This window comes from Staphylococcus sp. FSL H8-0121 (assembly GCF_038008425.1).
GTDB lineage: Bacteria > Bacillota > Bacilli > Staphylococcales > Staphylococcaceae > Staphylococcus > Staphylococcus pasteuri.
In genome coordinates this window covers 504711-530994 of record NZ_JBBOZB010000001.1, presented here as the reverse complement: position 1 = coordinate 530994, position 26284 = coordinate 504711, and the positions used below count along the sequence as shown (strand labels likewise).

The following is a 26284-nucleotide window of genomic DNA, read 5'->3' as shown; positions in this document are numbered from 1 at the left end:
GTTGTTAGGAGATTATGTTTATGGAACTAAGGTTTTCTCATGATTTGGGTATGCTATTTACAATATTATTAGTTATAGGTTTTGTAATTAATATTATTTTAGCGTTTATAATTATATTTTTAGAAAGAAATCGTCGTAGTGCTAGTTCAACTTGGGCATGGCTATTTGTATTATTTGTATTACCATTAATTGGTTTTATTCTATATTTATTTTTCGGACGCACAGTGTCTAAAAGAAAATTAGATAAAAATAACGGTAATGAATTAGATGCATTTAATGAACTTATAGATAAACAAATCAAAGAATTTGATGAAAAAACTTATGATACCGACAATCAATTAGTAAAGAAACATCATGATTTAGTTCGAATGTTATTAATGAACCAAGATGGTTTTATTACTGAAAATAACCATCTAGATTTATTTACTGATGGACATGAACTTTATGATCAAATGCTTGAAGATATTCGCAATGCGAAAGATTACATACATTTAGAATATTTTGGATTTGAGTTAGATGGTTTAGGAAAACGTATCATCAAAGCCTTGGAAGAAAAACTTAAAGAAGGATTAGAAGTTAAGTTACTATATGACGATGTTGGATCTAAAAAGATTAGTAGAGCTAACTTTAAACATTTCAATGAGCTAGGTGGAGAAGTGGAAGCATTCTTTGCCTCTAAATTACCTATCATTAACTTTAGAATGAATAACCGTAATCACCGTAAAATTGTTGTTATCGATGGCCAAGTTGGTTATATTGGTGGGTTTAATGTAGGTGATGACTATTTAGGTTTAGGTAAATTAGGTTACTGGAGAGATACTCATTTTAGAATTAAAGGGAATGCTGTAGATGGATTGCAAACACGATTTATGATGGATTGGAATTCTCAAGCACATAGACCTCAATTTGAATATAATGATAAGTATTTTCCGAAGAAACAAGTACAAGATGGACATGTACCAATGCAAATTGTGGCAAGTAGTCCAGCGGAAGATTGGCATCAAATTGAATTTGGTTATACTAAAATGATTATGAGTGCTAAGAAATCTATTTATATTCAAACACCTTATTTTATACCAGATAATTCTTATATTAATGCCATCAAAATGGCTGCAGCTACTGGTATCGAAGTACATATGATGATTCCTAGTAAGCCTGACCATCCATTCGTATACTGGGCTACATTTGCTAATGCAGCACAGTTATTAGAAAGTGGAGTACATATCTACACTTACGAAAATGGATTCTTACATTCTAAAGTATGTTTAATTGATGATGAAGTTGTTTCTGTAGGGTCTGCTAATATGGACTATAGAAGTTTCGAACTTAACTTTGAAGTTAATGCATTTGTTTATGATGAAAAAATGGCTAAAAAGATCAAGCATGCATATAAAGAAGACATTAAAAAGTCAAATGAACTTACACTAGAAGGATATAAAAATCGTTCTCTAAAAATTAAGATTAAAGAAGATTTGGCGAAATTAATTTCACCAATATTATAACCTTAGAATCTGTCACATAAAGTGGCAGATTTTTTATTTTACGATATTAATATTATGTTAAGTATAATATAAGAGTTTTAAGAGTAAAGGATGGATTTAGATGGTTCATTTTTCTTATCTACGTGTGTAGATAGCAATTTTAATATTTCAATGGCTCTGTAAGTAGGTGTTTCTATACTTAAAGTATGTTCAAAGGTGTGGTTTTGAGCAGTTTTAACGCGATAGGTTACTTGGTGGCTATCAATGATACAATCAATAATTTCCATTTTTCCTCCTTTTAAAGTCTTAAGAATTGGAATTAAGCGGTTTATTAATGTATATATACCACTAAAATTTAAAATTATTCACTAATTCTTTATTTAAATATTAAATTTGTACAGTTAAATAAATTAAAAACAGACAATTGAATTAAACATCAATTGTCTGCTTTAAAATACGTGTGTTATAAGGTTCTTTCATTACTATTAGGTTATCTTTTTCTTTTGTTCATAAAATTAGTTATTAAATAAACAATAAACCCTACAAAGATACCTAAAAAGATTGAAACTACTGCAGATACAATAGTTGGAAATTTAAATGCAACTTGCATCACAATACCTACAATCACTGCTACAATAACAGCTATAAGTGTAACTCTATTTTCACTAGACATACGGGTTATTCACTCCTAACATACAGTATTATATCACGGTAATCATTAATTAAAAATTCATAATTAATATTGACGCTATGTTTATTTTTCATTATGATTAGTCAGGATAAAAAAGTAAGAATGGGTGACATCAATGAAATCAAAAAAATCTCTATCAACACTCGCGTTGGTAATTATAGCTATCTTTGTATTATTGTTTCAATATATTAATCATTCAGGACCATTTTGTGGTAATCAATCTGAAGTTTCTAGTACGGATTTAAAAGGAAAAGAAAAAGTTCATGTAGAAAGAGTCGTTGACGGAGATACCTTTGTCGCCAAACAAGGTAATAAAAGTATTAAAGTGAGATTAATCGGTGTAGATACACCTGAAACTGTCAAACCTAATACGCCAGTTCAACCTTATGGAAAAGAAGCGTCTAATTATAGTAAGAAAACATTATCTGATAAAGATGTATATCTAGAATATGATAAAGAAAAGAATGATAGATACGGTAGAACCTTAGCATACGTATGGTTAGATAAAGACCATATGTTTAACAAGGAGTTAGTTGATAAAGGATTAGCAAGAGAGAAATACTTTGCACCGAATGGTAAGTATAGAGATATGTTTATTAAAGCTCAAAATGAAGCTAAGAAAAAGAAAGTTAATCTTTGGAGTTAAATAGATAAAATAATAAATAAAAGACCAGTTCAAAATGATTAAATGTTTTGAACTGGTCTTTTGGTATGTCCACTTTAATTGAATTGTTCGGTAATTTGATTCACTTGATCTTCGGTCAATGGATGTTTTGATAAATGAACTGCATCTTTGATTACTTTTTCTAAAGAAGATTTTGTTGATACAGTGTCTACGTATTTATCGCTTTCTCCAGAACCTTCGATAATATTTACTGATCCATCGTTAAAGTAGATGACACCAATACTTTGAATCTTAAAGTTAAATTGTCCTTCAATTTGGTCTTTAAGCGCTTTAGCGTTATTAGCAGCTTGTTGATATGGATCATAATCATAAAATTCAAAAATAACACGGTTATCTTGAAGGGTTTCGATAAATGTATATACGCCTTCACGAGTTGTATTAAATTGTTCATGATATTGTTCACTAATGTAATGACCTACTATTTTGTCTCTATCTAAAGGTTGTTGATCCTTATCGATATGTTTATCTGGAACATCGAAATGATAGAACGTTTTTTGGTTCCAATGTTTAACATCGACATTGATTAAACCAACGTCTGTTACAATAATGAAATCGAAAGATCTCACATATTCAAATAAAGGATGTTTTGTTGCCAAATTACTTGTAGTAATGATGTTATAGAATTTTAGTTGATCATCCTCGATAAATTTGTCCAAAATACCTCTTAAATCACGTTTAGCATTTTTTAAAGCGTGAGGACTAATGTCTTTGTTAGTACTAAGCATTTGATTTTTTAAAGAAAGATTTTCTTCACTTAAAGCTGAATTTTTTGCAACGATTTGATTTTTAGCGTATTCTTCTGTTTCAACTCTACTTTTTAAATACTGTTGATTCAAGAAAAATACAATAATCAAAACAATGATGATAATTATTAGAATTATCGATAATGTTGACATAATTTTCACCCGAATCTCTTTAATTTTTAAATAAAAAATACAAATGAATGATTACGATAAATATATTTAATTTTAAAGTAACGCAAACATAAATATTATCGTAATTACACACTTGATAACACAATATAAATTATAAACTTCCGGTTAATGATGTTCAATCTATAGCAGGTGAAATTAAGAATATTGTATGAACTTTTAATCTAAAACTTCCTATAATTTAATATGATGGGTGTAATATTTTACGACACTCAATTAAAACTGTGGATATAATAAAATTTTATAGCATTAAATATAGATTTTACTAATTGTTCACAAATAACCAATTGAAAAATTTTAAGTATATAGGTATAATCAATCTTATGAAAGCGTTTACTAAGAAGGTGGTGTGCTTATACATGGAAGAACATTTAAACACTAAAACATTAGTTGAAGAATTAATTCAAACTTCATCTCAATCATTAAAATTTCATGGTGTAGTTGCCATGCAATTGTTTTTAAGTGATGATTTTGAACTACCTTCAAAAGTAGATATTTGTGTAGAACGTAAAAAATTAATAGAAATTGTAAAAGCAATTCCTAAGACATTCACAGTTTGTTTATATAATAAAGCAGGGGAATGTTTTAAAAATCGTAACATAGCTTTAAAGGATATTACCCATGTAAATGTATATGATGACCAACAACATATCATGGAAATTTTTGTTTATGATGTTGTAAATGATGAATGGGTATTTAGATTAGATAATAAAATTCGTTTATCAAAGGATAATATATATTTCCACTCATTAAATAATGGTGTGGATTATATTAAACCCGAAATTGTTCTAATGTATGATTTATTAGACAATCAAAATTACCATCAATTTTCAAACTATAAACGAGTGATTGATTCATTAAGTTATTACCAATTCTTTATTCTCAAACTTGTAGTAGGCGAGAAAAGGATAAAAGAGGCAATTATTAATAATAAAAAGATATTAGAATCATAAAAAGCAACTTTCTATTTGGAATCTTATCCATTCCATAATAGAAAGTTGCTTTATTTTTAGCTATTCTTTAATACACACGCCATGGTAACAGAATTCATAAGTTGATCTAACCGCTTTTTCTGCATCTTCCACTTTAATTCCAAACATCATAGATATTTCTGAAGCACCTTGGTTTATCATTTTTAAATTAATATTAGATTCAGCTAGAGCATGTGTAATCTTGCTAGCTGTACCTACAACTCTGTTCATACCCTCTCCAACAATCATAAGGATAGCTAGATCATGGTCGATACTTAATTCATCGACATCACAATGTTTTTGAATATCGTTTAATACCCGACTTTCAATATTTTTAATTTGATTGGAACGCATAACTATACTGATATTATCAATTCCAGAAGGCATATGATCGAATGAAATATTGTAATCTTCAAATACACCTAGAACCTTTCTAGTAAAACCTACTTGTCTATTCATTAAATATTTTTTGATATTGATTACTGTAAAGTCCTTATCACAACTAATACCACTAATGACATTTTTAGAATTAATTTCTCGGTCATGTAATATATATGTCCCTTTATCTTCTGGTCGATTAGTATTTTTTATAACTACAGGAATACGATCTTTATGTAATGGTTGAAGCGCTTCATCATGAAATACACTGAAACCAGCATAAGATAACTCACGCATTTCTCTATAAGTAATTTCTTCAATAATTTCAGGATCTTTGATGATATTTGGGTTAGCTTTATAAATACCAGAAACATCAGTAAAGTTCTCATAAAGTGAGGCTCTAACACCACGTGCAATAATAGCGCCGGTTATGTCTGAACCACCTCTTGGGAAAGTAACTATAAAATTATGTTTTGAAACGCCAAAGAAGCCAGGAATAATTAATTTTTCCTTATAGTCATTTAATTTATAAATCTGTTCATATGAAGAATCCAATATTTGAGCTTGTTTTGGTAAATCTGTTACCCAAATACCTGCTTCTTTAGGTGAAATATACCTTGTTGGGATACCTTGACTATTATTATATGTGGCAATGAGTTGAGCGTTAAAGTCTTCACCACATGACACAATCGCATCGTATAGTCGAGAGGGTTTATCTTTAAGTTCATGAATATAATGTTCAAGAGTATGATCGATTGTATCGAGAATATCACGATCCATATCGAGCTCATCAACGATATCAGCGTATCTTTGAATAATTTCTTGTTTTTTATGTTGATAATCAATGTTATTTATCGCTTTTTCATACAAGCGAATTAATAAATCTGTCGTTTTAATATCGTTTTTTGATCTTTTACCTGGTGCAGAAACGATAATAATTTTTCTTTCTGGATCTTCATTAACTATCTTTAATACTTTTTTAATTTGTTTGGCGTTGGAAACAGAACTGCCTCCAAATTTAGCTACTTTCATAAATAAAACAACCTTTCTAAAAAATCAGAAAATTTCATTCAGTTTTTGTCTAGAGAATGGTAATATAAAATTATATTTCTATTATTGCGAACTTTACAAAAATTAAGAATAATTCTATACTATACCATCATATAGTATTTTTCAACGATACATTTGTTTTTCTCAAGTGAACAAGGAGGTACAGCTAAATGAAAGAATTAAATATAGCATTACTTGGTTTAGGTACGGTCGGATCAGGTGTTGTTAAAATTATCGAAGAGAATAGGCAACAAATTAAGGATACACTTAATAAAGATATTGTTATCAAACATATACTTGTTAGGGATAAGTCAAAAAAGCGACCGCTTAATATTAGCCAATATCACTTAACTGACGATGTTAATGAAATTTTAGAAGATGATTCTATTGATATTGTCGTTGAAGTAATGGGTGGTATCGAACCAACAGTTGATTGGCTTCGTACTGCATTGAAAAATAAGAAGCATGTTATTACGGCAAATAAAGATTTATTGGCTGTACATTTAAAATTGTTGGAAGATTTAGCCGAAACTAATGGCGTTGCATTAAAATTCGAAGCAAGTGTAGCAGGTGGAATTCCGATTGTGAATGCAATCAATAATGGATTAAATGCTAATAACATTTCAAAATTTATGGGTATTCTGAATGGAACATCAAACTTTATTCTTTCAAAAATGACTCAAGACCAAACATCATTTGAAGATGCTCTTGAAGAAGCAAAGCGTCTCGGTTTTGCAGAAGCGGATCCTACTGATGACGTTGATGGTATTGATGCCGCTAGAAAAGTTGTTATTACATCTTATTTATCATTTAATCAGGTAATTAAGTTAAATGAGGTTAAATTAAAAGGTATTAGAGAAACAACATTATCTGATATTAATGCAGCTAAATCTTTAGGATATAAAATCAAATTAATTGGTAAAGGTACATATAGTAATGGAAAGGTTAATGCATCAGTCGAACCGACGTTAATCGATGAAAATCATCAACTTGCTGCAGTTGAAAATGAATATAATGCAATATACGTTATCGGTGATGCTGTAGGGGACACAATGTTTTATGGTAAAGGTGCAGGAAGTTTAGCTACAGGTAGCGCAGTTGTTAGTGATTTACTAAATGTAGCATTATTCTTTGAGTCGAATTTACATACACTACCGCCTCATTTTGAATTGAAAACAGAAGAAACTAGAGAAATGATGGATAATGATAAAGCAGTGTTAAAACAAGAAAAACTTAACTTCTATGTTGTTCTTAAAGCACAACACAATTCTGAAGAAAAGTTAGAAAATGAACTCAAAGCACATTTACCGTTCCATAAATCATTGAAAATAACTAAAAGAGACGGAGATACATTTGCAACGGTTATTATAGGGTTAGATCAATCACCAGAACAACTATTAAATGACGCAGGATTTGAAGTAAGTAAAATTTATCCTGTAGAAGGGGTTTAATTTTTATGAAAAGATGGCAAGGATTAGTTAAAGAATTCGATACGTATTTACCGGTAAATGAAAACACACCTCATTTAACATTGAACGAAGGAAACACACCTTTAATTTATTGTGAAAACATGTCTGAAATGTTAGGTATAGAATTATATGTAAAATATGAAGGTGCAAATCCTACTGGTTCTTTTAAAGATAGAGGAATGGTAATGGCTGTAACTAAAGCCAAAGAACAAGGTAAAAAAATCGTGATTTGTGCTTCAACAGGTAATACATCTGCATCTGCAGCGGCTTATGCAGCAAGAGCTGGTTTAAAAGCAATTGTTGTAATTCCAGAAGGTAAAATTGCTTTAGGGAAATTATCTCAAGCTGTTATGTATGGTGCAGAAATTGTTTCTATAGAAGGCAACTTTGATGAAGCCTTAGAAATTGTTAAAGAAATCGCTAAAAATGGAGATATTGAACTAGTTAATTCTGTGAATCCATTCAGAATTGAAGGTCAAAAAACAGGTGCCTTTGAATTAGTAGAACAATTAGACGGTCAAGCACCAGATATTTTAGCCATTCCAGTAGGTAATGCAGGAAATATTACAGCTTATTGGAAAGGTTTCAAAGAATATCATGAAAAAAAGGGCAGTCAACTTCCACAATTATTTGGTTTCCAAGCTGAAGGTGCATCACCAATTGTTCAGAATAAAGTGATTAAAAATCCAGAAACAGTAGCGACTGCCATTCGTATCGGTAACCCTGCTAGTTGGGATAAAGCAACAAATGCATTACAAGAATCTCAAGGTTTAATTGACAGCGTTACAGATGAAGAGATATTAGAGGCATATCAAATGATGACTTCTAAAGAAGGTGTGTTTAGTGAACCAGCAAGTAATGCATCTATAGCTGGACTTATTAAACTTCACCGTGCAGGACGTTTGCCTAAAGGTAAAAAAGTAGTCGCTGTTCTAACTGGAAATGGATTAAAAGATCCTGATACTGCCATTTCTTTATTAGATAATCCTATTCAACCACTTCCAAACGATAAAGAAAGTATCATTAAATATATTAAAGGGGCACTTTAAAATGGAAGCAATATTAAAGTTGAAAATTCCCGCTTCAACAGCAAATTTAGGCGTTGGTTTTGACTCAATTGGTATGGCTTTAGATAAGTATCTGTATATGGATATAAAAGAGATTCAAGGTGATCAATGGGAATTTAACTACTTTAATGAAGAATTAGAGACTTTACCTAAAGATAATTCAAATTACATCTATAAAGTTGCACAATTAGTTGCTAAAAAATATCAAGTTGAATTGCCAGCTTTAAATATTGATATGAGAAGTGATATACCTTTAGCAAGAGGTTTAGGTTCTTCAGCTTCAGCATTAGTAGGTGCGCTATATATTGCTAATCATTTTGGTAATATTCAACTATCACAATATGAATTACTTCAATTAGCGACTGAAATAGAAGGTCATCCTGATAATGTTGCGCCTACAATTTATGGAGGTTTAATATCTGGTTATTACAACTCAGAATCAAAAGTAACGGATGTTGCTCGAATAGATGTACCTAAGGTAGATGTTATATTAACGATTCCTCCTTATGAACTTAAAACTGAAGAATCACGTAAGGCATTACCAGATACATTTTCCCATGCTAATGCTGTCAAAAATAGCGCGATAAGTAATACAATGATTTGTGCATTGATACAACATAAATATGAATTAGCTGGAAAAATGATGGAACAAGATGGTTTTCATGAACCATATAGACAGCATTTAATTCCAGAATTTGAAAAGATTAGAAATATTTCTAAAGCACACCATGCATATGCAACCGTAATAAGTGGAGCTGGACCGACTGTACTAACTTTGAGCCCTAGGGAACATAGTGGTGAAATAGTAAGAACGTTAAAGAATGAAATGTCGCATTGTATTTCAGAATTAGTAACGATAAATGAGGTTGGTGTAATTGAAGAAGTAGTGTACCAATAAGCTCGTTTTGATGTAAAATATAGATAAGTCATTGAAAGGAGATTCGGAATAATATGAGCAAATATAAAGTAGTTGTTATGGATATGGATGACACACTAATGAATAGTGAGAATAAGGTATCTCCAGAAACACAATCTTATCTTATCGACATTCAAGACAAAGGTTACAAAGTTGTATTAGCTTCCGGACGACCAACAGAAGGTATGATTCCCGTTGCGAGAACTTTAAAATTAAATGAACATGAAAGTTATATTATTAGTTATAATGGCGGTAAAACAATTAACATGATTTCTGAAAAGGTAGAAGTAAGTAAAACCGTTTCGAAAGAGAACTTCGATGAAATTGTCGATTACTGTAGAGAAAAAGGGTTTTTAGTATTAACTTATGATGATGGACATATTATTTATGATGGTGAACATGAATATATGAATATTGAATCTGAACTTACTGGACTGCCTATGAAACGTGTTGATGATATTAAATCATATATTACACATGGTGTACCAAAAGTAATGGGTGTTGATTATGTTGGTAATATTACTGAAACACGTATTGATTTAAATGGTTATTTCAATGAAGAAATTGACGTTACGACTAGTAAACCATTCTTCTTAGAATTTATGGCAAGAGACGTTTCAAAAGGAAACTCAATTACTGCTTTATGTGAAAAATTAGATATACCACTTGAGGAAGTTATCGCATTTGGCGACAGTCTAAATGACCAATCTATGTTAGATGTTGTAGGATATGCTGTTGCAATGGGTAATGCAAGTGACGAGTTAAAAGAAAAAGCGGATGAAGTCACATTAGATAATGATTCGAATGGTATACCACATACTCTAAAAAAACTACTATAATGTAAATAAATAGACTTAGGTATTTTTAAGGATAATTAAATAGCGTTAAATAATGAATGCTATCAACCTAATCCAAGTAAAGATACCTAAGTCTATTTTTGTCTATTGAATTTATTTAGCTGTGTGAGTCCAATCTTTTTTTCCTCTATAGCGCTTAACATGTGCATAAACTTGATCTGCTGCATAGTCAAGGTTAGTATATACAGTTATAGTAAAAGCTGATTGGTTATCTTGAAATTTTTCCTCTAAATATACTTCTTTAAGATGTGTGAATAAGTTACTCATTTGGTCATGATTTAAACTTGGGTATTCTCTTAATGTATTTTTTACTAATTGACCATTCTTTTCCTCTAAAGCTTGTACAACAATTACAAAACGTTCATCATTTTTAATCACATCATCGAACAAATTTGTTTGACCAATCATTTTAACCACCTCTAAGCCTTATTTCTTAATTTTATTATACATGATTACGAGCGCTCAGAAAATAAAGATTAACTAGGAATTAATTGTAATTTATTGATTATTGTATAGAAAATTTAAATAAAAATACCTTCCAATTAAAAACCTATAAATCGGCTTGAATTGAAAGGTATAAAATATTTAAACTATAGATATATTAACTATTCATTTTTAAAGATATGAGAACTTAAATCCATATTTTCAAGTTTTACAAATTTAGTTTTCTTAATGAGTTTATGGACAATGAAAATAATTGCCAAAATAATGAGTGGTGTAAAGTTTCGAATAACACTTACCCAATCTCCTGAAACAATACTTCCAAATGAACTACCAAATAATAAAAATAGTAAAGTTGCTATAACTATAATTGGGCCAAATGGATAAAATGGAGCTTTATAAGGTAACAACTCATTAATGTTTTTACCTTGCTTTTTAATTGCACTGCGTACTCTAATTTGTGCCCAGATACTTGATCCCCAAACGACGATGACCATTGAGCCAATAATATTTAATAAATTGAATACCGCATTCGAATTAAAATTAGCATATATAACTACTGCTACAACTAAAATATAAGTAGTTAAAATGGCTCTAATTGGTAATTTCGTTGTTTTATTTAATGTTTTAAAGAATTGAGGTGCTTGTTTATCTACACTTAACGAATAAAGCATTCGACTTGTAGTATAAATACCTGAATTTGCTGCTGATAGTAGTGACGTTAGTATTACAGCATTAATAACTGAAGCTGCAAAGGCGATACCAATTTTATCAAATACAATCGTAAATGGACTTTGTGTTACAGATTGGCTTTCGTTTAATAGCAATGGATCAGTATATGGGATTATAGCGGCAATAACTGCTATAGATAATACATAGAATAATAAAATTCTCCAAAATACTTGCTTAATTGCTTTAGGCATGGATTTACTAGGATCACTAGATTCTCCAGCAGTAACTGCGACCACTTCAGTCCCACCAACAGAAAAGCCAGCAACTAATAAAACACTTAAAATACCAGAAATACCACCAACAAAAGGTGCTTGTCCTTTAGTATAATTTTCAAAGCCATATGTATGGCCACCTAAAATACCAAAAATCATTAATAATCCCAATATAATAAATACAATAATAGTAACTACTTTGATGAGAGATAACCAAAATTCAGTTTCACCAAAAGCTTTTACTGAAAAGATATTTAAAAGTAAGAGTAGCGTTATAAAAATTAGGCTCCAAGTTAATGGGCTAAAGAAATTGAAAACATCCCAAAATTTTAAAACATTAGAAGCTACAATAACATCTACACTAGTTACGAGTGTCCACATTCCCCAGTATAACCATCCCATGGTAAAACCTAGTGACGGATCAATAAATCTAGATGAATAAGAACTAAAAGAACCAGATACCGGGTAGAAGGTAGCTAATTCTCCAATTGATGACATTAAGAAATAAAGCATAATCCCAATTAATAAGTAGGCTAGTATAGCACCACCAGGTCCTGCTTCAGAAATGACACTACCAGTAGCGACGAATAATCCTGTTCCAATGGCGCCACCGATAGCAATCATGGTTATGTGTCTGGAGGTTAAACCTCTTTTCATATTATTATCTTCCATATACTGTCTCCCATCTATTTTAAATATATCCATCATTTTAAGTCTTTTGAACCTAGTATTCAATACTAATTAGCACTTTAAAGTGAAAAAACAACAAATTTTCTGATAATTCTAAATAAAATGAGTAGTTTTAGTTTCTTTTTTTGAGGGAATACTTTATAATAGATATTAAATTATAATTATTCTAATTTATGTGGAGGGGATATACACATGTCCAAACAAGATGGAAAATTAACAGGTTTATTTGGAGCACCTGTATCAGATAGAGAAAATAGCATGACAGCTGGCCCACGTGGACCATTAATGATGCAAGATATATACTTTTTAGAACAAATGTCTCACTTTGATCGTGAAGTTATTCCAGAAAGACGTATGCATGCAAAAGGATCAGGCGCATTTGGTACTTTTACTGTAACGAATGATATTACTAAATACACAAGTGCTAAAATCTTCTCAGAAGTAGGTAAACAAACTGAAATGTTCGCAAGATTTTCTACAGTTTCAGGAGAAAGAGGCGCAGCAGATGCTGAACGTGATATTCGTGGATTTGCTTTAAAATTCTACACTGAAGAAGGTAACTGGGATCTAGTAGGGAACAATACACCTGTATTCTTCTTTAGAGATCCTAAATTATTTGTAAGTTTAAACAGAGCAGTTAAAAGAGATCCTAGAACAAATATGAGAAGTGCACAAAATAACTGGGACTTTTGGACAGGATTACCTGAATCATTACATCAAGTTACAATTTTAATGTCTGATAGAGGTATTCCAAAAGATTTACGTCATATGCATGGTTTCGGTTCTCATACTTATTCAATGTATAACGATAAAGGCGAACGTATATGGGTTAAATATCACTTCAGAAGTCAACAAGGTATTGAAAACTTATCTGATGATGAAGCGGCTAACATAATTGCTACAGATCGTGATTCATCTCAACGTGATTTATTTAATGCCATTGAAAATGGAGACTATCCAAAATGGAAAATGTATATCCAAGTGATGACTGAAGAACAAGCTAAAAATCATAAAGATAATCCATTCGATTTAACTAAAGTTTGGTACCACGGCGATTATCCTTTAATCGAAGTTGGAGAATTTGAACTTAACCGTAATCCTAATAACTATTTCCAAGATGTAGAACAAGCTGCATTTGCGCCAACTAACATTGTACCTGGTTTAGACTTCTCACCAGATAAAATGTTACAAGGACGTTTATTCTCTTATGGAGATGCTCAACGCTATAGATTAGGCGTAAACCATTGGCAAATTCCTGTTAACCAACCTAAAGGTGTAGGCATTGAAAACTTATGTCCATTTAGTCGTGACGGTCAGATGCGTATTTTAGACGATAACCAAGGTGGAGGACCTCACTATTATCCAAATAATCAAGGCGTATATGATTCTCAACCAGAATTCAAAAAACCAGCTTTCCCTGTAGATGGTGATGGTTACGAATATAATCAAAGACAAGATGATGATAATTACTTCGAACAACCTGGTAAATTATTTAGATTACAATCTGATGAAGCGAAAGAACGTATTTTTACAAATACAGCGAACGCTATGGATGGTGTTACTGAAGATGTAAAACGTCGTCATATCCGTCATTGTTATAAAGCTGATCCTGATTATGGTAAAGGTGTAGCGAAAGCATTAGGTATTGATATTAATACAGTTGATTTAGAAGGCGAACAAGACGAAACTTACGAAAATTTTAATAAATAAAATTGAAGATTGCGCACATAACAAATTTATGATAAAATTTTAAATCGTAATTATTCCTAATTAGAAAGGGTGTTTAACGTGCGCGTAAATATCACATTAGCATGCACAGAGTGTGGCGATCGTAACTATATCACTACAAAAAATAAAAGAAATAATCCTGAGCGTATTGAAATGAAAAAATACTGCCCTAGATTAAATAAATATACGTTACATCGTGAAACTAAATAAATCTTATCTTTCAAGTACGACAATTTGAAATGGCTTAAGAGACCTTTTTCATTGGGAAAAGGTCTCTTTTTTTTCTACAAGAAAATGTCATTTTAAAAAATAAATATGTTTGTTATAGAACTTTTAGATTTGCAAATTGAGAAAATCGTGCTAATATATAAAACGTAATTATTACGATTTATAAAAAGAGAGGTAATGGAAATGGCTAAAAAATCTAAGATTGCAAAAGAACAAAAAAGACAAGAACTTGTAGATAAATATTTTGAATTAAGAAAAGAATTGAAAGCTAAAGGTGATTATGAAGCATTAAAAAAATTACCACGTGATTCATCACCAACACGTTTAACTCGCAGATGTAAAGTGACAGGAAGACCAAGAGGCGTATTACGTAAATTTGAAATGTCACGAATTGCTTTTAGAGAACACGCACATAAAGGTCAAATACCAGGTGTTAAAAAATCTAGTTGGTAAAACTAGTCCTAAAGTCCATTTACAAGAACAATAAAACAATGTACAGTTAATAAGGATAATGAATTTCTGAATAAAACAACTGATAAAACTATGATTATTCGGATTTTAGCTATTTATCCTAATATTATTGTTTTTAAAAAGGGGCTATTTAATTAATATGAAAATATTTGATTATGAAGACATACAACTAATACCAAACAAATGTATTGTTGAAAGTAGATCAGAATGCGATACATCGATAAAATTTGGTCCTCGTACCTTTAAACTTCCAGTAGTACCAGCTAATATGCAAACAGTAATGAATGAAGAATTAGCTCAATGGTTTGCTGAAAATGATTATTTTTATATCATGCACCGTTTTAATGAAGCAGCTAGAATTCCGTTTATCAATAAAATGCAACAAAATAATCTATTTGCATCCATATCAGTTGGCGTAAAGAAATCAGAATTTGACTTTATTGAGCAGTTATCAAATGAAAATTTAACACCCGAGTATATTACTATTGATATCGCTCATGGTCATTCAGACTCAGTAATTAATATGATTAAACATATCAAAACAAAACTACCTAATTCTTTTGTTATAGCAGGAAACGTAGGAACACCTGAAGGCGTAAGAGAATTAGAAAATGCTGGTGCTGATGCTACAAAAGTTGGTATCGGTCCGGGACGTGTATGTATTACAAAAATAAAAACTGGATTTGGTACAGGTGGTTGGCAATTATCTGCACTTAATTTATGTAGTAAAGCAGCTAGAAAACCTATCATAGCAGATGGCGGATTACGTACACACGGTGATATCGCTAAGTCTATTCGATTTGGTGCTTCTATGGTAATGATAGGATCACTATTTGCAGCACATGAAGAATCTCCTGGAGAAACTGTTGAATTAGAAGGTAAGCGATATAAAGAATATTTTGGTAGTGCGTCAGAATTCCAAAAAGGTGAACATAAAAATGTTGAAGGTAAAAAAATGTTTGTTGAACATAAAGGTTCATTAAAAGACACTTTAAAAGAGATGCAACAAGATTTACAAAGTTCTATTTCTTATGCAGGTGGCAAAGATTTGAAATCTCTTCGAACAGTGGATTATGTCATTGTTAGAAATTCAATTTTTAATGGGGATAGAGATTAATATCATACGGTAGGTGGCTAAAATTAAAAGATTTCTAGTATTTTTTATATTCTTCTTGTGTCTCGTTATTTTCTTACCATTAAATGAGTTCAAATTTACAGAGCATTTACAACAAGAAGTTAGAGAGCAAGTTGATCAATGGGCATATGGTAATTCGAATGAAGAAGACTTAAGCTTAGATGTTCCTGACAAACAAGAATTTGCGATTAATAATATTCAAATGAATATGACAAAAAAAGACGTTGAGGATAAATTAGGTAAAGAAAAACGCATAACTTCCAATGAATACGGTACACATTGGTATACGTATTATGATAATGATTATAATCAATTCATAATGATTAGTTATATTAAAAATCGTGTCAATGGCATGTATACGAATCAAAATTTAATATCTTCACAGTCTAAAATTAAATATGCTACACCTAAAAAGGCAGTTCGAGATCGTTTAGGTAAACCTATAGAAGAAATAAGTAAAGGTAACAAACGTTTTGAAGTTAAAAATGACGAGTACGATATTTTCCATAAAAATCACATTTACACAACAGTATTTTACGATAAACATGAAAAAAATGGCGTAACAGCTTTATATCAAGTGAGTGAAGCTATGGAAAATAGATTACAAGAACAATATGGTGCACCTTCCAAATCATTAGAAAAGAGTTTTGAATTACAAAATTTTGACATCGTAAATGCTGAACGTAAACAACATCAATTACCAACTTTAAAATATTCAGCTTCAGTTTCTAATACTGCTAGAAAGCATAGTCAAGATATGGCGGACAATAACTACTTTGATCATACAGATTTAAAAGGGAAATCACCTTTTGATCGTTTGAAAGATGATCATCATGATTTTAGTTCTGCTGGTGAAAATTTAGCGTATGGACAACAAAGTAGTATATTTGCACATGAAGGATTAATGAATTCATTAGGTCATCGAAAAAATATTTTAAATGATAGCTTTTCTACTTTAGGCGTAGGTGTTGATTTTAATGATCGTCGACAACCGTGTTGGACAGAAAATTATACTGGTTAATCGTTTAGAGTTAATCATCTTTGGGTAATAATTAGTTGTAAGGAAGTAGATAGAATGTCAACTAAATCAAAACAACAACCTGATATCTTAGATAAAGTAAAAGAAGTTTTAAAAAAGAATCAAAATAAAAAGGATTAGGCAATCGCCTAATCCTTTTATTATTTATAGGGGGTTATGAGCATAAAATATGATTACATTTCTCTATATAAACCGATAACTTTACCAACTACTATGACATTGTCTAAATAAATTGGATCCATTGTGCTATTTTCAGGTTGCAATCTATAACGATTTTTTTCTTTGTAGAATCGTTTAACTGTAGCCTCATCATCTTCTGTCATAGCAACAATAATATCTCCATTTTCAGCAATTGTTTGACTACGAACAATTACTTTATCTCCATCTAGAATACCTGCTTCAATCATACTATCACCTACAACATTTAATATGAAAATATCACTGTTATGTGTAGATGTTAAATGTTCGGGTAGTGGGAAATACTCTTCAATATTTTCGACTGCTGTAATTGGAATTCCGGCCGTTACTTTACCTATAACAGGAACGTGAATCGTTTCTTCCATATTAATATTGTCGCCTAATTGTTCGCTAACAATTTCAATTGCTCTTGGTTTAGTAGGGTCTCGTCTAATGTAACCTTTTTCTTCTAATCTTGATAAATGACCATGAACAGTCGAACTCGAAGCTAATCCTACAGCCTCTCCGATTTCTCGAACACTCGGTGGATACCCTTTTGATTGAACAATATGTTTAATGTAATCATATATTTCACTTTGTCTTTTCGTTAACTCTCTCATATATAGGCACTCCCTAATTTTATTTGATTATATTATAGCATCTACATAAACAAAAAACAAACGTTTGTTCGTTAAAGTGTTGACATGGAACATCTGTTCTGTTAAATTAATAATACAAACAAACGTTCTAGGAGTGAGATGCAATGTTAACAAAACAAACAAAAACATTTTTAACTTATATATCAGTATTTTTAATATCTTGTCTTATTTTTCTAGTATTTTTCTTAAGTGTTAACCAAAATGAGCATTCAGAACAAACGTACGAAATGACAGACCATGAAATACATCAAAACGTTAATCATAATACTAATCAATCTTTAAATAAACAAGATGATAGCGAACAAAATTCAGGATCAGTGTTCGCATCAATTAACTAATATCATATTTAATAGTTTATGTGAGCGTAACGATTTGGTTACGCTCCTTTTTTTGTTATGTTTTACAAAAGGTATATACACAGAGTAAATCCATTTTACTTATTGAAATAATTTGTAGTAGGTTATTTTCTAACAAATTATCAATTTAAACGATTAACAAACGAAAGTAGGAGCTAAAATGTCTAATAATTTAAATATTGATAGAATTAATGAATTAGCTAAAAAGAAAAAAGAAAAAGGTTTGACCAATGAAGAAGCAAAAGAACAATCTAAATTAAGAAAACAGTATCTTGATTCATTTAGAAAAGGGTTCAAACAACAACTTGAAAGTACTAAGGTCATTGATCCTGAGGGAAATGATGTTACTCCTGAGAAATTAAAACAAATTCAACGACAAAATAAAGAAAAATAGAATGCTAATTACTGAATTTTAAATATAGATTAATATGGAAAATTAAAAATTTTTCAGATTTTTCTTTATGAATTTATATTAAAATAAGTTATAATTGGCATTAAGTATTATTATTAGAAGGGAAGAATATATAATGTTCAATAAAGAAGATCAATTAGCAATCGATACAATTCGTGCATTAAGTATCGATACAATAGAAAAGGCCAATTCAGGTCACCCAGGTTTACCAATGGGAGCAGCACCAATGGCTTACACACTATGGACAAGACACCTAAATTTCAACCCACAATCTAAAGACTATTTCAATAGAGACAGATTTGTATTATCTGCAGGTCATGGTTCTGCTTTATTATATAGTTTATTACACGTTTCTGGTAGTTTAGAAATGGATGAACTAAAACAATTTAGACAATGGGATTCTAAAACTCCAGGTCACCCTGAATTCAGACACACTGATGGTGTAGAAGTGACAACAGGACCTCTTGGTCAAGGATTTGCAATGTCAGTCGGAATGGCTTTAGCTGAAAGTCATTTAGCTGGTAAATTTAACAAAGATAACTATAATGTTGTAGATCATTATACTTATGTTCTAGCTTCTGATGGGGATTTAATGGAAGGTATTTCTCATGAGGCTGCATCATTTGCAGGTCATAATCAATTAGATAAATTAATCGTATTATATGATTCAAATGATATTTCATTAGATGGAGATTTAGATAAAGCATTCTCTGAAAATACTAAATCTCGTTTCGAATCATATGGTTGGAACTACATTTTTGTTAAAGATGGTAATGATTTAGAAGAAATTGATAATGCAATTAATAAAGCTAAATCTCAACAAGGTCCAACAATCATTGAAGTTAAAACTGTAATTGGTTATGGCGCGCCTAATAAATCAGGTACAAATGGCGTTCATGGTGCTCCTCTAGGCGACGAAGAACGTAAATTAACTTTAGAAGCTTATGGATTAGACCCTGAAAAGAGATTTAATGTACCACAAGAAGTTTACGACATTTTCAATTCAACAATGTTAAAACGTGCTAATGAAAATGAAGAAAATTGGAAAAATAAAGTTGAAGAGTATAGTAAAGCTTATCCTGAATTAGCGGAAGAATTTAAATTAGCTGTAAGTGGTAAATTACCTCAAGATTACAGAGAAGCTTTACCTAAATTTGATGCAGATCATAATGCAGCTTCACGTGCAGATTCTGGTGAAGTTATTCAAGCGTTAAGTAAACATGTACCTTCATTCTTTGGTGGTTCAGCTGACTTAGCTGGTTCAAATAAATCAAATGTTAAAGAAGCTAAAGATTATGATAAAAATAATCGTGACGGTAAAAACATTTGGTTTGGTGTTCGTGAATTTGGAATGGGCGCTGCTGTTAATGGTATGGCTGCACATGGAGGTTTACATCCATATGGTGCAACATTCTTCGTATTCAGTGACTACCTAAAACCAGCTTTACGTTTATCTGCAATTATGGGATTAAATTCAACATTTGTATTTACACATGATTCCATCGCAGTTGGTGAAGATGGTCCAACACACGAACCAATTGAACAATTAGTTGGATTACGTGCAATTCCAAATATGAATGTGATTCGTCCTGCTGATGGTAATGAAACTAGAGTTGCTTGGGAAGTTGCTTTAGAATCAGAAGGCACGCCAACATCATTAGTACTTACACGTCAAAATTTACCTACTTTAGATGTTTCTGAAGAAACTGTCGAAGAAGGTGTACGTAAAGGTGCATATATTGTATATGAATCTAAAGAAACTCCTGAATATCTATTATTAGCAACTGGTTCTGAAGTAAGCTTAGCAGTAGAGGCTGCAAAAGACTTAGATGCTCAAGGTAAAGGTGTTAGAGTTGTTTCTATGCCAAACTGGTTCGCTTTCGAACAACAATCTGAAGAATATAAAGAGTCTGTTATTCCTTCAAATATTACTAAACGTGTTGCTATTGAAATGGCTTCACCACTTGGTTGGCATAAATACGTTGGAACACAAGGTAAAGTTATTGGTATCGATGGCTTCGGTGCAAGTGCTCCTGGCGATTTAGTAGTTGAAAAATATGGATTTACTAAAGAAAATGTTTTAAACCAAATTCGTGAATTTTAGTTAATCAATAATTTAAACTCAAATAAACTGCTAGTTAAGCTTATGCGAAACTAGCAGTTTTTAAATGTTAACTTTAATATTCAAAAGTACATTTAATATATATTGAAAATTTGTTATTATTTTTGATGTGCGTTATTTTAAGATACAAATTTGTCTTGAAATAAATATTTGAATCTAGTAAAATTCATTAGGATAAAGAAAGTGGGTGAAACAATGGCAATTTGGTTAGCAATTATTTTAATTATAATAGCATTAATCGCAGGTTTAGCTGGTGGTTTCTTCTTAGCAAGAAAATATATGATGGATTATTTGAAAAAAAACCCACCTATTAATGAAGAAATGCTACGTATGATGATGATGCAAATGGGTCAAAAACCTTCTCAAAAGAAAATCAATCAAATGATGACTATGATGAACAAAAATATGGACCAAGGCATGAAAGGTCAAAAGAAATAAGATAAATATTAGTGGGGATTAAGTCAATGTTAACGTTGATTTAATCCCTTTTTTATGGAGAAAGAGAAAACAATTTAATTTATAAAATAGCTAGAATTTATTAATTTAAAAACTATGAAAATGACTTGATTTAATGATATACTAACACGTGATTAAAAAGAGTATTAAAGTTTAGAATATATGAGAAGGTGTAAGCGTGGCATATTTAGTATTTTCTATAGTAGTTGCATTCTTTATGGGTGCAATTGTTATTGTGATTCGAATGAAAGCACAAAAATTCCCAGTTAATGAAAAGAAAATTATATTGCCTCCATTTTTTATGGCAACAGGTGCTCTAATGTATGTAGTACCATATTTTAGATTGACTGGTACCGAGATTTTAGAGTCACTTATTTTAGGTGTACTTTTCTCAACAGTGTTAATTTGGACATCTAGATTTGAAGTTAAAGGTAGCGAAATTTATATGAAACGATCAAAAGCGTTTCCGATTATCTTAATTTCTCTATTAGTTATCCGTACTGTTCTAAAAATCTTTATTAGTAACGAAATCGATCCAGGTGAGATAGCGGGTATGTTTTTCTTATTAGCATTTTGTATGATAGTACCATGGAGATTAGCAATGTATTATCAGTATAAAAAAGTAAAAAAATCAATTGTTCATTAAATATATTATAGCCACTTATCTTTAGAGATGAGTGGTTTTTTACTTGATATATAGATTAAAAAATTATAAAATAGTTACGAACAAACGTTCTATTTGGAGGTAAAAAATGAAAATAATTCATACAGCAGATTGGCATTTAGGGCGAATTTTGAATGGTAAGCAATTGTTAGAGGACCAAAGGTATGTATTAGAACAGTTTATAAAGAAAATGAAAGATGAAGAACCTGATGTCATCGTTATTGCAGGAGATTTATATGATACTACTTATCCAGGTAAAGAAACGATAAAACTATTTGAAGAAACAATTTCACAACTTAATATTGAAATGAAAATACCAGTAGTTATGATAAGTGGAAACCATGATGGAAAAGAATGTTTGAATTACGGGGCAAATTGGTTTGAACATAGTAACTTATATATTAGAACAAAATTAGAAAGTATGATTGAGCCTATAAATATTAAGGGAGTTAATTTTTATACATTACCATTTGCGACAGTAACAGAAGTGCAACACTTTTTTAAAGATGAAACAATTCAAACACATCAACAAGCACTTGATAAATGTGTAATGTATATGTCAGAAACGCTAGATAAGAGTAGCATTAATGTTTTAATTGGTCATTTAACTGTCCAAGGTGGCAAAACATCAGATTCTGAAAGACCATTAACTATTGGAACTGTAGAGACAGTGGAAAAAAGATCGTTTGATATATTTGATTTTGTACTATTAGGTCACTTGCATCATCCATTTAGTATTAATGAAGATAGGATTAAGTATAGTGGTTCACTTTTACAATACTCATTTTCTGAAGTTGGACAACCTAAAGGTTATCGTGTTGTTAAATTTAATAATAAAGAAAATATAAATGATTATTTCGTTCCAATAGAACCAACGAGAAAGTTAGAAATAGTAGTTGGAGATTACGAAGATGTTATTCAAGAAAAGGTAGATATTACTAATAAAAATAATTACATACATTTTAAATTGAAAAATATGTCTCATATATCAGATCCAATTATCAATTTGAAACAAATTTATCCCAATACACTGGCATTAACTAATGAGACATTTGAATATTATGATGCGATCGAACAAATTGAAATAAAACAGGAAAGTGACATTTCGATTATAAATAAATTTTATGAAAACATAACCAATGAGCAACTAAGTGATATTCAAGAAAAGAAAATTAATCAAATTATTAATAATTTGATGAGAAAGGAAGATTAATTAAATTGAAACCTACTAAGTTAACTTTAACTAATTTTGGACCTTTCTTAAATGAGACAATAGATTTTCATAAAATAGATCAAAATCAATTATTTTTGATAAGTGGTAAGACCGGTTCTGGTAAAACTATGATATTTGATGCCATAGTATATGCGTTATATGGGGAAGCTTCAACTAAAAATAGAAAAGAAAGTGATTTAAGAAGTCATTTTGCTGATGGTAATTCAGCCATGCAAGTTACTTTTGAATTTGAACTAAATAACAAAATCTTTAAAATAGTTCGAACTGGACCTTATATTAAAGAAGGAAATACAACTAAAACACCAGCAAAGCTAAATGTTTTTGAATACAATGATAATGAATTTGATTTACGTGAAAGTATGGTGAGTGCTGGAAATCAATTTATTATTGATTTAATTGGCGTTAACGCTGAACAATTTAGACAATTATTTATATTACCACAAGGTGAATTTAAAAAATTCTTATTATCTAATAGTAAAGAAAAGCAAGGTATATTAAGAACTCTTTTTAATAGTGAAAGATTTGAACAAATTGAAAAAGCTTTGAGTGAAGATGTTAAAAATGAAAAAAAACAAATTGAAGATAGATATAAGAATATTGAAAGATTATGGAATGATATCAACACCTTTGACAGTGAAAGCCTTGAAGAATTAAAAACGATTAATGTTCAGCAAACTGAAAAGTTAATAAACGCATTGCCAAAATTCAATGAATTCGGTAAAAAATTGGCTCAAAGTAAATATGAAAATAAAAATATTTTAGAGAACAAGATTTCGAAGATTGAACATAATTTGAATGAAAATAAAGAGCTGGAATCAAATTTAAAAGAATTAGAGAAAAACAAAAATCAATTTAATCAATTAAAAGAACAAGAAGAAAGCATCAATAAACAAAAGGAAAAGCTAAATAAAATCAACGAAATTAAACCTTTATCACAATTGCTTGATAGAAAAAATGAAACAAACAAAAAATTAAAGCAAATAGAAAATTCTGTTGAATCATCTAAACAATCAATTAAGCAGTTAAATCAAGAACATGAGGACTATCAAAACCAATTAAAAAAATTAACTGAAAGTGAAGCATCAATAAACAAAGAAAAAGCATTTTTAGAAAAAACATATACTTTCTTTGTTAATTTATCTAAATATGATTCAAGTTATAAAGATAAGGAAAAACTTTCATCTAAATTGGAAAAATTAAAAGAAAAGAAAGAGCAAGTCGAAAAAGAATTTTATCAATTAAAAGATTCTATTGATTCGAAAGACGTTGATTACGAAGTAGTTGAACAATTATCTCAAGATATTTTCAAACTAGAAAAAAATATTCAAACAACTGAAAAGCAATTGGAAGAAGTAAAAAACAAAGAAAATCTAAATTCCAGAATTAGTGAAATTAAAGTTTCTAATGAGAAAACGGATAAAGAAATTGAAAAATTAACAAAAGAAATAGCTGATATCAATCAAAATGAAATTAATTTAAACAATAAAGAAACGTTAGTTGAACAATTACAGCAAGTTGTATCAATAGGGGATACTTGCCCGGTTTGTGGTAATGAAATTACTTCTTTAGATCAACATATTGACTTCGAAAGCATTAATGAAAAGCAAAGATTATTAAAGTCGTTACAAGAAGAATTAAATGAGCATAAAATAAACAAAGCTAAATTTGAAAATTCAATTAATCACCTTACTGAACAATTAAAAAATATTAATGTAGATGAAAAATCAATCCTTAATATAGATGAACTTAATACTAAACATAGAGAAAAAGAGAAAGAAAAAGTAAGACACCAAAAAGAAAATGACCGTATCTTATCAATAAATAAAAAAATTGAACAAAAAAAGCAAGAAATATATGAAATAGAAAATGATATGAAAGATACAAATGCAAAAATTGAACAATGTGAAATTAGAATTAATGATTTTGAAACGACATCTCAATTTACTAACATTAAAGAGTTTAAATTGTACTATGAACAATTAAAAAATAATGTTACTGAATATGAACAACTAACCGAGAAGTATAAACATGCCATGAGTGATATTTCTCAAAAACTAAGTATTGAAGAAAACAATGTTAAGCATCATACCACTTCATTAAATGAAAGCCAAGATGAACTTAAACGAACTCAAAAAGAAATTGAAAATGAAATGAATAGATTAAGTTTATCTTCAATAGAACAAATCCAAAGCATTATAGAAATCGTTAATGAAAAGGAATCAATCGAGAAAGAAATTAATGATTTTAATAAACAATTGCATATGTATGAAGTAGAAATAAATAGGCTAACGAAGCTAGTTTCAGATAGAAATTTGGAAGATATCGATAAAATACAAGAAAATCTATCAAAGACAAAAGAACAATTGAATCAATTAAATAATGAGATAGCAACGCTAGAGTATCAAATCAAATTAAATGAACAAAAAGGAAATGAAGTTGAATCTAATATAAATTACTTGAATAAAGAGTTAAAAGAACAACAAGATATCTTTAATCTGTCTGAAATTTTGTCAGGTAAAAATAGTCAAAAGTTAACCTTAGAAAATTACGTTCTTGTATATTATTTAGAAAAAATAATCGCTCAAGCTAATATTCGTCTTGCAACTATGAGCGGTCAAAGATATCAGTTACAAAGAAGAGCAGCTTTATCACAAGGGTTTAGTGGTCTTGAAATTGACGTATTTGATTTTTACTCAAATAAATCTAGACATATAAGTTCGTTATCAGGAGGGGAAACGTTCCAAGCGTCATTAGCTTTAGCATTAGGTTTAAGTGAGATTGTACAACAAGAATCTGGAGGAATTTCATTACAATCTATATTTATTGATGAAGGATTCGGTACTTTAGATCAAGAAACACTTGAAACAGCACTAGATACATTAGTTAATTTGAAATCTACAGGTAGAATGGTAGGAATCATATCTCATGTAAGTGAATTGAAACAACGAATACCACTCATTTTAGAAGTGACATCTAATCAATACCAAAGCACAACACAATTTAAATGGAATTAATAATCATAAAGTTATAA

At 30.1% G+C, this 26284-nt stretch carries 26 protein-coding genes; 19 read left to right on the top strand and 7 right to left on the bottom strand.

Going from position 1 to position 26284, the window contains the following annotated elements:
- The first annotated feature begins 20 nt into the window (after positions 1-20).
- Complete coding sequence (gene cls, locus LFT63_RS02565) at positions 21-1502, top strand: cardiolipin synthase (protein ID WP_070451259.1); 1482 nt, start codon at positions 21-23, stop codon at positions 1500-1502.
- 77 nt (positions 1503-1579) lie between these two features.
- Here the strand turns inward: cls and LFT63_RS02560 are convergent, their stop codons facing one another.
- Together LFT63_RS02560 and LFT63_RS02555 are read right to left on the bottom strand one after the other, a co-directional pair.
- Positions 1580-1768: a hypothetical protein gene (locus LFT63_RS02560; protein ID WP_029055413.1), complete on the bottom strand. Its 189-nt coding sequence runs from the start codon at positions 1766-1768 to the stop codon at positions 1580-1582.
- Positions 1769-1971: 203 nt separating this feature from the next.
- Positions 1972-2154, bottom strand: a complete 183-nt coding sequence (locus tag LFT63_RS02555; protein WP_017636440.1) for a hypothetical protein — start codon at positions 2152-2154, stop codon at positions 1972-1974.
- Positions 2155-2287: 133 nt separating this feature from the next.
- Here LFT63_RS02555 and nucI point away from each other — a divergent pair, with 133 nt between their 5' ends.
- Complete coding sequence (gene nucI, locus LFT63_RS02550; protein ID WP_340767838.1) at positions 2288-2818, top strand: thermonuclease NucI; 531 nt, start codon at positions 2288-2290, stop codon at positions 2816-2818.
- Positions 2819-2892: 74 nt separating this feature from the next.
- Here the strand turns inward: nucI and LFT63_RS02545 are convergent, their stop codons facing one another.
- Positions 2893-3753: a hypothetical protein gene (locus LFT63_RS02545; protein ID WP_037555472.1), complete on the bottom strand. Its 861-nt coding sequence runs from the start codon at positions 3751-3753 to the stop codon at positions 2893-2895.
- 395 nt (positions 3754-4148) lie between these two features.
- On the opposite strand from LFT63_RS02545, the gene LFT63_RS02540 reads away from it, so the two are divergent.
- Entirely contained in the window at positions 4149-4742 is a 594-nt protein-coding gene (locus LFT63_RS02540) for a hypothetical protein (protein ID WP_340767837.1), read from the top strand.
- A 60-nt stretch (positions 4743-4802) separates the two neighbouring features.
- Here the strand turns inward: LFT63_RS02540 and LFT63_RS02535 are convergent, their stop codons facing one another.
- A complete protein-coding gene (locus LFT63_RS02535) occupies positions 4803-6170 on the bottom strand; it encodes an aspartate kinase (RefSeq protein ID WP_017637347.1) in 1368 nt (455 codons plus the stop codon).
- A gap of 188 nt (positions 6171-6358) precedes the next feature.
- On the opposite strand from LFT63_RS02535, the gene LFT63_RS02530 reads away from it, so the two are divergent.
- The 4 genes from LFT63_RS02530 to LFT63_RS02515 are packed head-to-tail and all read left to right on the top strand — an operon-like array spanning position 6359 to position 10479.
- Positions 6359-7639: a homoserine dehydrogenase gene (locus LFT63_RS02530; RefSeq protein WP_046466634.1), complete on the top strand. Its 1281-nt coding sequence runs from the start codon at positions 6359-6361 to the stop codon at positions 7637-7639.
- Positions 7640-7644: 5 nt separating this feature from the next.
- Positions 7645-8706 carry a threonine synthase gene (gene thrC / locus LFT63_RS02525; protein ID WP_029055409.1) on the top strand — a complete coding sequence of 354 codons (1062 nt, stop codon included), beginning with the start codon at positions 7645-7647 and terminating at the stop codon, positions 8704-8706.
- A 1-nt stretch (position 8707) separates the two neighbouring features.
- Positions 8708-9622, top strand: coding sequence for a homoserine kinase (thrB, locus tag LFT63_RS02520; protein ID WP_029055408.1), 915 nt, complete (start codon positions 8708-8710; stop codon positions 9620-9622).
- Positions 9623-9675: 53 nt separating this feature from the next.
- The gene (locus tag LFT63_RS02515) at positions 9676-10479 is read left to right on the top strand and encodes a Cof-type HAD-IIB family hydrolase (protein WP_340767836.1); all 804 of its coding nucleotides are present in this window, start codon (positions 9676-9678) and stop codon (positions 10477-10479) included.
- 111 nt (positions 10480-10590) lie between these two features.
- Here LFT63_RS02515 and LFT63_RS02510 read toward each other — a convergent pair whose 3' ends face one another.
- Both LFT63_RS02510 and LFT63_RS02505 read right to left on the bottom strand, forming a co-directional pair.
- Positions 10591-10905, bottom strand: a complete 315-nt coding sequence (locus LFT63_RS02510) for a hypothetical protein (RefSeq protein WP_029055406.1) — start codon at positions 10903-10905, stop codon at positions 10591-10593.
- A gap of 197 nt (positions 10906-11102) precedes the next feature.
- Positions 11103-12554 carry an amino acid permease gene (locus tag LFT63_RS02505; RefSeq protein WP_029055405.1) on the bottom strand — a complete coding sequence of 484 codons (1452 nt, stop codon included), beginning with the start codon at positions 12552-12554 and terminating at the stop codon, positions 11103-11105.
- A 210-nt stretch (positions 12555-12764) separates the two neighbouring features.
- Here LFT63_RS02505 and LFT63_RS02500 point away from each other — a divergent pair, with 210 nt between their 5' ends.
- The 5 genes from LFT63_RS02500 (at position 12765) to LFT63_RS02480 (ending at position 17155) form a co-directional block, all read left to right on the top strand.
- Positions 12765-14282, top strand: a complete 1518-nt coding sequence (locus LFT63_RS02500; RefSeq protein ID WP_340767835.1) for a catalase — start codon at positions 12765-12767, stop codon at positions 14280-14282.
- 78 nt (positions 14283-14360) lie between these two features.
- Positions 14361-14510, top strand: a complete 150-nt coding sequence (gene rpmG, locus LFT63_RS02495; RefSeq protein ID WP_001831295.1) for a 50S ribosomal protein L33 — start codon at positions 14361-14363, stop codon at positions 14508-14510.
- Between the two features lie 201 nt (positions 14511-14711).
- Positions 14712-14981, top strand: a complete 270-nt coding sequence (rpsN, locus tag LFT63_RS02490; protein WP_017637355.1) for a 30S ribosomal protein S14 — start codon at positions 14712-14714, stop codon at positions 14979-14981.
- A gap of 157 nt (positions 14982-15138) precedes the next feature.
- Positions 15139-16116 carry a GMP reductase gene (gene guaC / locus LFT63_RS02485; RefSeq protein ID WP_029055403.1) on the top strand — a complete coding sequence of 326 codons (978 nt, stop codon included), beginning with the start codon at positions 15139-15141 and terminating at the stop codon, positions 16114-16116.
- 13 nt (positions 16117-16129) lie between these two features.
- Positions 16130-17155, top strand: coding sequence for a CAP domain-containing protein (locus LFT63_RS02480; protein ID WP_340767834.1), 1026 nt, complete (start codon positions 16130-16132; stop codon positions 17153-17155).
- Between the two features lie 191 nt (positions 17156-17346).
- On the opposite strand, the gene lexA is transcribed toward LFT63_RS02480, so the two are convergent.
- Positions 17347-17970, bottom strand: coding sequence for a transcriptional repressor LexA (gene lexA, locus LFT63_RS02475; RefSeq protein WP_017637358.1), 624 nt, complete (start codon positions 17968-17970; stop codon positions 17347-17349).
- A 143-nt stretch (positions 17971-18113) separates the two neighbouring features.
- Between lexA and sosA the strand changes: the two genes are divergently transcribed.
- From sosA to sbcC, 7 genes are all read left to right on the top strand, one after another.
- The gene (gene sosA, locus LFT63_RS02470; RefSeq protein WP_017637359.1) at positions 18114-18347 is read left to right on the top strand and encodes a DNA damage-induced cell division inhibitor SosA; all 234 of its coding nucleotides are present in this window, start codon (positions 18114-18116) and stop codon (positions 18345-18347) included.
- Positions 18348-18525: 178 nt separating this feature from the next.
- A complete protein-coding gene (locus LFT63_RS02465) occupies positions 18526-18759 on the top strand; it encodes a DUF896 domain-containing protein (RefSeq protein ID WP_029055401.1) in 234 nt (77 codons plus the stop codon).
- Positions 18760-18892: 133 nt separating this feature from the next.
- Positions 18893-20881 (top strand): transketolase, encoded by a 1989-nt coding sequence (tkt, locus tag LFT63_RS02460; protein ID WP_208970245.1) that lies wholly within the window; start codon positions 18893-18895, stop codon positions 20879-20881.
- 213 nt (positions 20882-21094) lie between these two features.
- Positions 21095-21337 (top strand): YneF family protein, encoded by a 243-nt coding sequence (locus LFT63_RS02455; RefSeq protein WP_029055399.1) that lies wholly within the window; start codon positions 21095-21097, stop codon positions 21335-21337.
- A gap of 196 nt (positions 21338-21533) precedes the next feature.
- Positions 21534-22001 (top strand): CcdC family protein, encoded by a 468-nt coding sequence (locus tag LFT63_RS02450; RefSeq protein WP_029055398.1) that lies wholly within the window; start codon positions 21534-21536, stop codon positions 21999-22001.
- Between the two features lie 106 nt (positions 22002-22107).
- Positions 22108-23232 carry an exonuclease subunit SbcD gene (gene sbcD, locus LFT63_RS02445; protein ID WP_029055397.1) on the top strand — a complete coding sequence of 375 codons (1125 nt, stop codon included), beginning with the start codon at positions 22108-22110 and terminating at the stop codon, positions 23230-23232.
- 5 nt (positions 23233-23237) lie between these two features.
- On the top strand, positions 23238-26267 hold the full coding sequence (gene sbcC, locus LFT63_RS02440) for an exonuclease subunit SbcC (RefSeq protein WP_029055396.1): 3030 nt from the start codon (positions 23238-23240) through the stop codon (positions 26265-26267).
- The last annotated feature ends 17 nt before the right edge of the window (positions 26268-26284 follow it).